Here is a 12,761-nt window from a genome sequence, read left to right as displayed (position 1 = left end):
TTTCATTATATAAATTGTACGTCCTAAGTTTAATACCTAACAAGTGCCTATAATTCATCCACTCTAGCACATAAACATACAATTATATTTTGACAACATTGACATTTTTGAAACCAAGTGAAACGAATCTGCCGATGAAACCCTACCGATAAATAAAATTCTCTCGTACACCTCTATGGTAAAGGCTGCTCCCACGGAGCTTCTGTTAGAACACAAAAAGTCCCATAGGGACGGCCTTATGGTAAACGTTTTCAAGACCTTAGTATCTTCGTGGCAAATCAAAAAGCAACATACTAAAAAATTAAAATCATTTTTTTCTAAAACATTCAAAACAAACCTTAGATTAGAACGTATTTTTTGTTTAACAAACGATAACTTATGGAAATAACACTGGTATGTATAGGACTGATTGTGCTCATATTTCTCTTTATCAAACAAAAGGAAGAAATCACCAAGCTGAGAAATGGCCTTGCTGAAACTTTTGAACGGTTACTGCATATTCAATCCCTGCTAGAAGACATCAAGAAAGTATCTCCTACCGTTACGGTCGAACCTAGACCGGAAGACACAACAAATATACCCTTCACGGAACCCCAAACACCGGCATACGAGGAAATACAAGAGGAAGAAGCCCCTTATCTGGAAGAGGAAACTACACTTCCTCCACCTCTGCCTATAGAATCTACTCTCGCAGAAGCGGAGACAGCCGTAGAAAACACCGAAACGGAGACCGTAAACATCCCCGCAGAACCTGTGGAAAGACTATCCTGGTTCGAACGCTTCAAACACAACAATCCCGATCTCGAAAAATTCATTGGTGAAAACCTGATCAACAAAATCGGTATCGTCATCCTAGTATTGGGTATCAGTTTCTTTGTCAAGTATGCCATCGACAAGGACTGGATCAACGAACCGGCACGCGTGGGGATAGGGATCCTTTGCGGCGCCATACTGCTCGGTATAGCCCATCGCCTCCGTCTGCTGTACAAAGCTTTCAGTTCGGTACTCGTGGCCGGAGCCGTTGCTGTATTTTACTTTACGATAGGGATAGCCTTTCACGATTACGGTCTGTTTAGCCAGACAACGACCTTTGTGCTAATGATCATCATTACGGTATTCAGTGTCTTTGTCTCTGTAGCCTACGACCGCCAAGAGCTTGGGGTGTTATCATTTATCGGAGGATTTGCTGTACCTTTTATGGTCAGTACAGGAGAAGGAAATTACCATGTTCTCTTTACCTATCTGGCCATTCTGAATGTAGGTATGTTGAGTGTTTCCTATTTCAAGCGTTGGTTTATTGTTAATTTTACAGCATTTGTACTCACGACTATACTTTTTGCCGGATGGTATTTAAGCGAGTATGCGCTTGCTTCTCCTATCGTTCTTGCACACGGCCTGCTATATTGTTCCATATTCTACATCCTGTTCAGTATAGCTTTTGTACTCAACAATGTCGTACACCACAATAAGTTTGCAAACTACGAGATTGCCGCATTGATCACCAACACCGCTGCTTATTACGCTGTGGGACACCATGTATTGAGCACGGTAGCACCGCAGTATGTAGGTCTGTACACCATTCTGCTCGGCGCATACAACATTATATTTGCTTTCGTCATCTACAAAAAATATCAGTTTGACAGGAATATCGTGTATGTACTGATCGGATTGGCGCTCACTTTGGCCACTATTACCATTCCGGTACAGTTTGAAGGCAATTACATCACCATATTCTGGGCATGTGAAGCTGTACTGCTGTTTTGGCTGACCAAAAAATCACACCTTAGCGGGTTCACATTGGCCGGTGTCATCGTTCAAGGATTGGCTATTATCAGTCTCCTTATGGATTTGACCGCCTATCTGGACGGCATGGTACCGTATAGGATAGGGATCAATATGTTTTTCCTCACCGGAATACTGGTTATTGCCTCTCTTGTCATGACCTACAGATTATTCAGACATGAGAGCCAACGTCACAAATCGCTTGGGGTAACACTCGATCCGCTTGTGTACAGAAAATTAGTGCTAAACCTGGCCATATTATTAGGATACATACTACCCTTGATTGAAATAGGATATCAGGCAGATGCTTATTTTACCAATACAGGTACCATTTATGGTTTTCTCTATCTATACCATATCCTCTATACTACGGGGCTGGTGGTACTTTGCAGCAAAAATCTTCCAAAATGGGGTACAGTCATAGCCGTATTCAACATGTTGCTTTATATCTTTGCAGCATACCGTATTCCGTTGATCGAAAAGCAACATGTATTCTATGACGAATTTCATACTTTCCCATTCGCGATGTGGTTACACTATGCTGCACTGATAGGCTTGCTCTATCAGGTTTGGATTTTTGTCAGGACTATGATAACCCAATCGGCACCTATACAGTTCAAGAAGCCTTTTATTCCGTGGTTTATCGCTTTTTTCATCGTGTACTTATGCAGTACCGAAGTCAATATTGGTTTCTTGTTTGGTGCGACCGATTGGGAAAGTTATTTTGATATAAGAAATTTTGTCATCAAGGTTATCTTTCCTATCCTATGGGGTGTATTGTCCTTTGCTCTACTGATCATCGGCATACGGCTCAACACAAAACCGATTCGCATCATCGCTCTGACACTCTTGGGTATCACGATAGCCAAACTTTTTATCTACGACATCCGGGATGTCTCCGAGACAGGCAAGATTATTGCATTCATCCTATTGGGCGTATTGATCTTGATTATCTCTTTTGTCTATCAAAAAATCAAAAAGCTTATAGTAGACGATCATGAAAAAATTTCTGAATAATATATATTGGATTATTCTTGCCTGTATCTTCTGTACCAACTCGTTTGCTCAACAGATACAGGCACGTATAGAAGCTACACAAAATGGTTGGCAAGTCATTGCCGTACCGCAGGAGTTCCGTGCCCGGATAGGCCATGACACAGGTATGCTTCGGATCAAAGACCAAAAAGGCAATGATGTCCCCTATCTAGTAAAGACAGAAGGTTCCGAAACTACAGATTTTAGACCTGTAGTGTACAATCGACAGCTCAATACGGTAGACAGTACAGAAATCATTGTTGTAGACAATATCCACAAACAGGAGAAGCAAAACTATGTCTTTAAAATAGCCAATACGACTGCGCACAAGACGTACACCATAGAAGGCAGCAACGACCAACAGGTATGGTTCAATCTCGTCAGTCAAGGCTACATAGATGGATTGTATGATGAGCGGCAAACCTTTACGATGAAATCCATTGGTTTTCCCCGTACAGACTATAGCTATATACGCATCACATTTGATAATAAATCCTCTTCGCCTATTAATATTTTGGATATCGGCGAATGGGAAACGCAGGCTGTCCCTGCTTCTTACGAAAAGCTAAGGAACACCTCATTCCAGTTGGAAAATGACAAAAAGACAAAAACAACGGTATTGTCCCTATCCAAAGACTATTACTCCCCGGTTGATTTTTTCCAGATACATATTGCCACGCCTCCGCCCTATCATCGGGAAGCCGAGGTATTCACAATTGCACAAAGTAGAAAATCGAAACACATACGGACAAGGGCATACCTAACCTTGCATCCGGAAAATAAACATGGGGACACCGTCGATCCCATACTTGATCCCAACTTTTATATCAGGATATTCAATGAAGACAACCCTCCACTGCAAATAGATAGTGTCTCTTTATTTCAAAAACCCATACAGCTTATCGTCGGGCTGAAAAAGGGTTTTACCTATTCGTTGGAAGCCGATACGACTTGGAACACACCTAATTATGATCTCCGTAAAGCCGAGCTCCAACTGCCAGACACATTGGCAGAGGTCACTATCAAGTCTATAGAAATATTGGAAAGCACCAAGCCGGAGACAAAAAATAAATATGGAAATCTCATATTGATTATTTGCTCTGTTATTGGTGTCGTGATTGTATTTTATTTCGGCAATAGCCTGTTGAGAGACATGAAGAAAAAGTAATGTCAATTGGCGCACACCTACCTATCCGCGCCAGCTTCGACAGGCTTTTAGACATCCATGTCGCGTGTACCCGACTTAACTTTGCCTTCCCCTCATCGATATCAATGACTGCAACACGACAGACACGATTACAAAAGCCAACCCGATATAAAATGAGACGTTGACCTCCTGCCCTTCCTTAAAAAACAAAAATGCAATAATAATGGCATAAATCGGTTCCAGATTAAAGCTCAGATTGACCGTAAATGCCGACAGTTTTTTGAGCGTTTCTGCAAAGAGCACGTACAAACCAACTGTACAGAACAAAGCCAATAAGATCAAATAAATCGTATCTGCAACATTCGGGACAAAACGCACATCTGGAAAAAGATAAAAATACACCGGCAATAGTAAAGTCAGTCCCACCAAACCACCGACCATCTGGTAATAATTGATCAGCTTGCTGTCATACGAGCGGACCAAACGTTCATTGTAAATCGTGTACAGCGCCGCAAAAGCTGAAGAAACCACCCCCAAAATAATTCCAAGCTGATACGAGGTATCAAAGTGGAAGATCAGACTGATACCAAACAAGGTCAATGCACTCAGTAAAAGTTGTACGGCGCTAAACTTCTTCTTATTCAATAAAGGTTCGAAGATTGCTGTAAAAAAACTCGTCAGACAATAACAGACTACTCCAATCGAAATATTGGAGTATTTGATGCTCGCGTAGAAGAAAAGCCAGTGAATGGTAATCAACAAACCAACCCTGGCTATTTTAAAGGCTTCTTTGGTCGATGCCCAGCGAACCACATTAAACAGTTTCAGTACAAAAAAAAAGAATAATTGTCGAAAACAGAATCCTGAACCAAACAAGAGGAAATTCATTCAACGAAATCAGTTTGGCAAAAATACCGGTAAAACCGGCTAACAATACCGCAATGTGCAGTATCAAATATGATTTTTTCATAAAAAGTATATCTCAAAGAGGAATTTAGAAATTAATAAATTACATTTTCAAAAGCACAACAACCCTATTCTGCCATACGATTGGGCAAGTCGTCATACTAAAACACATACACTTATTAATTTCCCGGCGGAGGGAGACAACTTTTTCTGTTCATATTCTCTAAATTCTGCTTTCAAACATACAGAAAATGATTTGAATTTATACAAAATCACTTAAATTTGAATAGAGTTGATAATTCTCAAATATCCATAAGGCCGCTTTCCGATAATCGGAACAACAGGCTCTACGGAACTAAAAATCAAAACATGAAAATTAGGAAACAGCAAAATAGTCCCATAGTATAAATAATAGACAACAAACAAGTCCCATAGGGACGACCTTACGGTAACAACATGAAAATATTAGCTTTCGCAGCCAGCAACAGCTCAACCTCGATCAATAAAAAGTTTGTAACAAGTACAAGCAAATATTACAAAGAAGTAGACGATAGCATCGAAATACTGGAGCTGAACGATTACGAGATGCCGCTGTATTCCAGAGACAGGGAAATCGCAAACGGCATCCCGCAGGAAGCAAGACGGTTTGCCGAAAAGATAGACGGAGCAGACCTTATCCTTATATCCTTTGCCGAACACAATGGAAATTATGCGGCATCCTATAAAAACACGATAGACTGGGTTTCGCGTATCAAAGGGCGTAAAGTATTCAATGGCAAACCAGTCTTTCTAATGGCCACCAGTGATGGAGCCAGAGGAGGCCAGTCTGTACTAGAAATCGCCACACAACGTCTTCCCCGTGATGGTGCAGATATCCTGGAAACCTTTTCCCTCCCCAACTTTTACACAAATTTTGAAGAAGGGAAAGGTATAACCAATCCTTTGCTGCGTAGCCAGCTGGAAGCCAAAGTCCGTAAGACCAAACGGGAAATGGCGAAGAGAGTACAATAAAGTACTTATTGTAGTCATCCCGATTCTCGTATTAGCATCAAGATAATAACCAAAGTCGTCATTTCGAGGAGGTACGACGAGAAATCTATGAATGAATAGAATTGATTTTACCCTTATCTTTACGCGTATGCGATTCTAGGGAGACGCCTGCGCCAGATATATTAATACCAAAATTCCTCTGCCGCCAAGAATTGATGAAGCGCAAACTTTTCGTTCCTTAGATTGTTTTTTGGTATATTGTAAGAATAATTTAAACAGCATATTATCATGGCAAAGAAAGTATTGTTATTAGTAGGTGATTATGTAGAAGATTACGAAGCAATGGTACCTTTTCAGGCAATGGGTTCGGTAGGCATTCAGGTGGACGCCATAGCTCCGGATCGCAAAAACGGAGATGTAGTACCTACTGCCGTACACGATTTCACCGGAGACCAAACCTACAAAGAACTTCGTGGTCACAATTTTGCTATCAATAAAGATTTTGACAGTGTCAACCCCGAAGAGTACGACGGTCTATATATTGCAGGCGGACGTTCGGCTGAGTACATCCGGTTGAACAAACGTGTAATCGAAATCGTCAAACATTTCTTCGAAAAAAATAAGCCTGTAGCAGCCATATGTCACGGCATCCAGGTGTTGACAACAGCACAAGTATTGCAAGGTCGGACACTGACTGCCTACGTCGCTGTTGGACCGGACATTGAATTGGCCGGAGGTACATGGAAAAACATCTCTGCGGATCAATCCATAGTCGATGGTAATCTGGTCACGTCACCCGCATGGCCTGGACATCAAACCATCTTGAAGGAATTTTACAGACTTTTAGGCATCTCTATCCAACTATAACAAGATGATCAGAAAAAACAAAAAGCTATGGCTTTTGGCCATAGCTCTTCTTGTCGTATTGGTCTATGCATTATGGGATTCCTTTAACCAGCCCGGTATAGATTCTCTGCCCGGTCAGTTTGAGGAAGTCGCATTTGTACGAAACGAACAAAACAAAGGTGGTATCATCCGGGTATATGCTATATCCGTAGGTGATCCGGACAAAGCAGATTATCAAGCCTGTGCCGATCTGTTTCCCGTCAATGATTTCAACAGCACGACAAAGGTATTTTTTTTCGATAAAAACTACCCTTATCCGACTACATTGACCATAGATCCTCCACATTACGACACCGCCAGATACCAAGCCATTAATATTGTTAAACGAACGGGAAAGAAGTAGGGACAAAAGATTTTTTGCCCTACTGTTTAAATCTGCGGAAAAAACTGCATTTCACATTAACTTAACATTCAGATAACATCAAAAAAGTACTTTAGCGGGAGAAATCAAAGCAAGCATGGCACGAAAGTTTATTCCTAGAGATATTAGTTGGCTGAGTTTCAACGGCAGGGTACTTCAGGAAGCAGCAGACAAGACAAACCCTTTACCCTTACGCATCAAGTTTTTGGGTATATTTTCAAACAATCTGGATGAATTCTTTCGTGTGCGCGTAGCAGGTCTCAAGCGTGCTTTGGCCGTAGACGAAAAAGAAGCCAAGGATATTTTCTTTGAAAAACCCCAACTTATACTGGACGAAATCAATGAAACGGTCATCAAACAACAAAAAAAGTTTGACAACATTTGGCTGGACGTCCAAAAGGAGATGGCCAAGCAAAATGTCTTTATCAAGACCAGTGAAGATCTAGACAAAGAACAGCAAGCTTTTGTCAAGCAATATTACGAAGACGAAGTCGAATCCAATGTTATTCCGTTGCTACTGAGCGATGAGCGTCCTATTCCCTATCTACGGGATAAGTCCCTGTATCTCGGTGTCGCTATGATGAAAAAAGACTGGCAGTACGAAACCAAATTTGCCATCATCGAAATACCGACACGTCAGATCAACCGCTTTATCATCCTTCCTTCTCCGACAAACGAAGTACATGTCATATTATTGGAGGATATCATCAAATTCAACCTACCATTTATATTCTCCTACTTCGGTTTTGATGAATTCAAGGCACATGCGTTCAAAATCACACGGGACGCCGAATTCGATCTGGACTACGATATCAACACGACCATGGTCGACAAAATAGCCAAGGCCGTAAAGAACCGACGGAAAGGCAAACCGACACGTTTTGTCTTTGACAAAGACATGGACCAAAAACTGGTCGAATATCTGATCAAAAAATTAAACCTTTCCAAGAAGGACAGCATCATTCCCGGACAAAAGATCCATAATTTCAAACATTTTATGGACTTTCCAGAGGTATTCGCCAAGTACCATACCCCCAAAGAGCGTACTTCTTTCGTCCATCCCCTATTCAAAGGACAACAAAGAATCACGGATGTCATCGTCCAACAGGACGTATTGCTTTCCTTGCCCTATCATACGTTCACACCTGTCATCGATCTGTTGCGCGAAGCTGCTATGGATCCGGCAGTGATCTCTATACAGATCACTGCCTATCGCTTGGCGCCGAATTCCAAAATAGCCAATGCATTGGTCAATGCAGTACGCAATGGTAAAGAAGTGACGGTACTATTGGAACTTAGAGCAAGGTTTGATGAAGAGAACAATCTGGAATGGAAAGATCGTTTTGAGACCGAAGGTGTCAAAGTTCTCATAGGCCTACCCCACAAAAAAACACATGCCAAACTCTGTATCATCAAGAAACGAGTGAACAACAAAACCATACAGTACGGTTTCGTCAGCACAGGTAATATAAACGAAAAAACTGCTCGATTGTATGGGGACTATTGTCTGATGACCAGCAATAGAAATATCATGGCCGATATCAACCGGCTTTTTGCCGGATTGAAAAAAGCTAAGCCTGACATTTCCCAAGCCTTGAAATCCGGCAAAGGACTTTTATTCTGCCCGACGGATATGCGCAATACGATCCTTGCTTATCTGGACATGGAAATAGCCGAAGCCAAAGCAGGAAAAAAAGCGCATATCATCATCAAGGTCAACTCCCTCAGCGACAAGGCCATCATCAAAAAGCTTTATGAAGCTTCCGAGGCCGGTGTCAAGATCGAAATGATCGTGCGGAGTATTTTCTGTGCCGTCAACCAAAAGACATTTCAAAAACCCATACATGCCATCAGTATTGTCGATGAGTACCTAGAACATGCTCGTGTCATGTACTTTTACCATGGAGGTAAGGAACACGTCTATATTTCATCTGCCGACTGGATGACGCGAAATCTGGATTATCGCATCGAGGCTGCCGCTAGAATTTTCAACAAGGACATCAAGACACAATTGATAGAAATGCTGAAAATACAGCTAAAGGACAATGTCAAAGCCAGGATATTGGACGATACATTGGACAACACCTACGTCCTCGGTAAAAAAGAAGAATTCCGTTCCCAGATCGAACTGTATCGCTTCTTGAAAGAAGCATAATCCATAAAAAAAATCCCGAGTTTAAACTCGGGATTTTTTTTATGGATCTACCACTTGATAATATCGTTCCCCAACGTAAATATCATCAAGGCAATCAAAATAAAGAATCCTATTATCTGCGCTCGTTCCAATACTTTTTCGCTCAATGGCTTTCCTTGGATCATCTCGATCAGCAGGAAGACCACATGTCCACCGTCCAATGCAGGAATAGGCAGCAGGTTCATAAATGCCAATGCCATAGAAAGCATACCCACCAAGTTCCAAAAACGGAACCAATCCACTTCAGTACCAAACATCTTGGCAATACCTACGGGACCGGACAGTGCCTTGTCCGCCCTCACGTCACCTTTAAATATCTTTCCAAACCCTTTAATATTATCCGTAATAATAGAAAAAGCTTTGTTCACCCCTACGGGAAATGCTTGGGTGAAAGTGTATTCCCTAGTGATCATGACGATACTAGGATCCGATCTCATGCCAAAGCCCAATGTGCCATCTTCGGCCACCTGGCCTGTCAATGTAATTTGTGCATTTTGACGGATGACATCCAGCGAAACAGTCTGCTTGCTTTTCTCTTTAACAGCTGCCTTAAATTGATCAAAGTAAACGATAGGACTGCCATTTACACGGACGATACTGTCACCTGCTCGTAGCCCCATTTTCTCAGCCTCCGATTTCTCCTGCACAAAATCCACGCCCATCATACGCAAACGAGGCTCTACAAACTCATTTTTCTTGTGATCCGCAACCTTGTTCAGTATATCCGAAGGTACTTTGATATCCAACAGCTGTCCCTCACGGCTGACCTGCAGCACAGCATCTCCCATCAGCACCTCTGCAGACAGTAATTCCTTATAGTTGACCACCGTTCTACCATTGATCGCCTGTATCCTGTCCCCTGCTTCCAAACCGATATCCTTACCGATGATACCTGGTACGATACCATTCACAAGTTTAGTATTGTCGATATCCTGCTCACCATACGCAAATGTAAGCATCCAATAGACGACAATACCGACAATCACGTTCACAATGATACCGCCCAACATGACAATAAGGCGTTGCCATGCCGGTTTGGATCGAAATTCCCATGGCTTGGGTTCCTCCTTGAGTTGTTCCATATCCATGGATTCGTCGATCATTCCCGCAATCTTGACGTACCCTCCCAAAGGAAGCCAGCCTATACCATATTCACAACCCTTATAATTGAATTTGAACAGCTTGACACCCCAGGCATCAAAAAACAAATAAAACTTTTCTACTTTTATACCAAACATACGCGCGGCCAGAAAATGTCCCAACTCATGCAATATGATCAATATAGAGAGGGCTAATATCACTTGCCCGATCATTACCAATGCTCCCATGTATTAAATTAAAAAGTCAAAATTAAAAATTAAAAAACTCTCTCCTCTCTTTAGCTGTCGCAAGCATTCTGCTTGTGACTACAACACTCAGTACGCACTACTCAACACTAAATTTCGTGCCACAAGCCTACTTTCTTCATCACAAGCCATATAGTCCGATAGATTCGGGTTATCCACATTCTTTATCTGACATAATGTCTCCTCGATGATTTCACTCATACCCAGAAAAGAAACTTCGCCCCTCAAAAAAGCCTCTACCGCAATTTCATTAGCCGCGTTGAGTACACACGGACGATTGCCTCCCTCTCGCAATGCTTGATAAGCCAACTTCAGATTATGAAAAGTCTCCATGTCCGGCCGTTCGAAGGTCAACTCTTTATGGGCCATAAAATCAAATCTAGGATAGTTGTTGGCATAACGCTTAGGATAGGTCAAGGCATACTGTATAGGCAACTTCATATCCGGTAGTCCCATTTGGGCCTTCATCGAGCCGTCTTCAAACTGTACAATGGAATGGATAATAGATTGTGGATGTATGATCACATCGATTTGCTCAGGCGATAAGCCGAAAAGCCATTTGGCTTCGATGACTTCAAGTCCTTTATTCATCAACGATGCCGAATCAATTGTAATCTTTGCACCCATTGACCAATTTGGATGTTTGAGGGCTTGATCCTTGGTCACAAAAAGCAACTCATCTCTATTTTTACCTCTGAAAGGTCCCCCGGATGCTGTCAAGTAGATCTTTTCAATAGGATTGGACTCTCCTACCAAACATTGGAAGATAGCGGAATGCTCCGAATCAACAGGCAGGATCTTGACTCCATGCTGATTAGCCAATCCCATGACCAGCTCACCCGCAACAACCAGCGTCTCCTTGTTGGCCAAAGCTATATCCTTTCCTTTTTGGATCGCATTTATTGTAGGCTTGAGTCCGGCAGAGCCGACGATGGCATTGAGCACAACATTGATCTGCTCCAGTTCTACCACTTCAGACAGTGCATCAGCACCTGACAAAACCTGTATACCAGTCCCCGATAATGCCTCCTCAACAGGACTATATAGATCATTCTGTAATATGACAACGGCCATAGGCCTAAATTCCAATGCCTGTGCAATTAATGTCTCATAATTATTATTTGCCGTCAGGACGGAGATATCAAAGCGTTCCGGAAAGCTGCGCACCACCTCCAAAGCCTGTGTACCTACACTTCCCGTAGAACCCAAGATCGCTAAATTCCTTTTCTCCAAAACAACACCTCTTAAATAATATTCTTAAACAATTCAGGGTTGTCACTCCCCTTATATTCCTGTATCATATCTGTGTAAGCTATTGCCAACACCAAACTGACCAGCGGAATAACGATAAACGTATTTAGTACACTAGACAAGGTTGCCAAAAGACTATACCCTAAATATTCGAATGTCAATTGCAAAATATAGGTGGATGCCAAACTGAACATCAATACCAATAAATCAATGACATTACCTTTCGTAAAAGCCACACTCAATCGTCCTGCCCGAAAGATATTAAAATTATTCACTAATATAAAAAAAGGAAAGAAAGAAATCCTTATCAGGATCAACATCATTACAAATCCGGTCAGCAAGGGATTGATTTCATAGGAAATAGTTTCCATATTGACCCCTATATACAACAACGGCCACGCCAATACAGAGCAAAGCAAATAAACGACTCCGGAGAGAAACGAATAGATAACCAATCCCAGCAGAAAGTTCACAAACTGTTTCAAAGTAGGGATATAATTTTTCAGTTCCGTACGTTCGATACCTTTTGCCAACAAGACCGCCCGCTTGATCAAAACAAGCTGTAAACCAAAAAACAAGGTTACAAAAAGAATAAATAGAGGGTATTTCACAAAGCCTAATGCCGGTGCATCGAAATATCCGGCCAAAAAAGTCGACAGATTGTTCGTCATGAACAGGAGGAAGCACAATCCGGCTATCGAAATATAATGCCTCTTTAAAATATGCAAGCCCCTAACAATGACATCATTGGCCTTAAAAGTACTTTCCTTAAGAAATTCTAACATGTTGAACGATAATGTTACAAAGATGACATATTTTTTGCATTCAGACAATGTTAATTTA

General features: G+C 41.7%; 10 protein-coding genes. 6 read left to right on the top strand and 4 right to left on the bottom strand.

All coding sequences use genetic code 11. The features are described from left to right. Nucleotides 1-378: 378 nt before the first annotated feature. Nucleotides 379-2,799 (top strand): DUF2339 domain-containing protein, encoded by a 2,421-nt coding sequence (locus G5B00_RS12920; protein ID WP_163875988.1) that lies wholly within the window; start codon nucleotides 379-381, stop codon nucleotides 2,797-2,799. After that, nucleotides 2,780-3,985, top strand: a complete 1,206-nt coding sequence (locus G5B00_RS12915; RefSeq protein WP_163875985.1) for a hypothetical protein — start codon at nucleotides 2,780-2,782, stop codon at nucleotides 3,983-3,985. The genes G5B00_RS12920 and G5B00_RS12915 overlap by 20 nt, the downstream gene beginning before the upstream one ends. A 75-nt stretch (nucleotides 3,986-4,060) precedes the next feature. Here the strand turns inward: G5B00_RS12915 and G5B00_RS12910 are convergent, their stop codons facing one another. Further along, nucleotides 4,061-4,852 carry a DMT family transporter gene (locus G5B00_RS12910; protein WP_205966835.1) on the bottom strand — a complete coding sequence of 264 codons (792 nt, stop codon included), beginning with the start codon at nucleotides 4,850-4,852 and terminating at the stop codon, nucleotides 4,061-4,063. 474 nt (nucleotides 4,853-5,326) lie between these two features. Here G5B00_RS12910 and G5B00_RS12905 point away from each other — a divergent pair, with 474 nt between their 5' ends. From G5B00_RS12905 to ppk1, 4 genes are all read left to right on the top strand, one after another. Next, complete coding sequence (locus G5B00_RS12905) at nucleotides 5,327-5,881, top strand: NADPH-dependent FMN reductase (RefSeq protein WP_163875982.1); 555 nt, start codon at nucleotides 5,327-5,329, stop codon at nucleotides 5,879-5,881. Nucleotides 5,882-6,148: 267 nt separating this feature from the next. Further along, nucleotides 6,149-6,727, top strand: coding sequence for a DJ-1/PfpI family protein (locus G5B00_RS12900; protein ID WP_163875979.1), 579 nt, complete (start codon nucleotides 6,149-6,151; stop codon nucleotides 6,725-6,727). Between the two features lie 4 nt (nucleotides 6,728-6,731). After that, the gene (locus tag G5B00_RS12895) at nucleotides 6,732-7,109 is read left to right on the top strand and encodes a hypothetical protein (protein ID WP_163875976.1); all 378 of its coding nucleotides are present in this window, start codon (nucleotides 6,732-6,734) and stop codon (nucleotides 7,107-7,109) included. Nucleotides 7,110-7,224: 115 nt separating this feature from the next. Further along, nucleotides 7,225-9,282: a polyphosphate kinase 1 gene (ppk1, locus tag G5B00_RS12890; protein ID WP_163875973.1), complete on the top strand. Its 2,058-nt coding sequence runs from the start codon at nucleotides 7,225-7,227 to the stop codon at nucleotides 9,280-9,282. Nucleotides 9,283-9,329: 47 nt separating this feature from the next. On the opposite strand, the gene rseP is transcribed toward ppk1, so the two are convergent. From rseP to G5B00_RS12875, 3 genes are all read right to left on the bottom strand, one after another. Continuing rightward, on the bottom strand, nucleotides 9,330-10,649 hold the full coding sequence (rseP, locus tag G5B00_RS12885; protein WP_163875970.1) for an RIP metalloprotease RseP: 1,320 nt from the start codon (nucleotides 10,647-10,649) through the stop codon (nucleotides 9,330-9,332). Nucleotides 10,650-10,736: 87 nt separating this feature from the next. Beyond that, on the bottom strand, nucleotides 10,737-11,900 hold the full coding sequence (locus G5B00_RS12880) for a 1-deoxy-D-xylulose-5-phosphate reductoisomerase (RefSeq protein WP_163875967.1): 1,164 nt from the start codon (nucleotides 11,898-11,900) through the stop codon (nucleotides 10,737-10,739). An 11-nt stretch (nucleotides 11,901-11,911) separates the two neighbouring features. Then, a complete protein-coding gene (locus tag G5B00_RS12875; RefSeq protein ID WP_163875964.1) occupies nucleotides 11,912-12,703 on the bottom strand; it encodes a hypothetical protein in 792 nt (263 codons plus the stop codon). Nucleotides 12,704-12,761 lie beyond the last annotated feature (58 nt).

Source organism: Parapedobacter sp. SGR-10 (genome assembly GCF_011030405.1).
In the GTDB taxonomy this organism is placed as follows: domain Bacteria; phylum Bacteroidota; class Bacteroidia; order Sphingobacteriales; family Sphingobacteriaceae; genus Sphingobacterium.
This window is presented reverse-complemented; position numbering and strand designations above follow the sequence as displayed.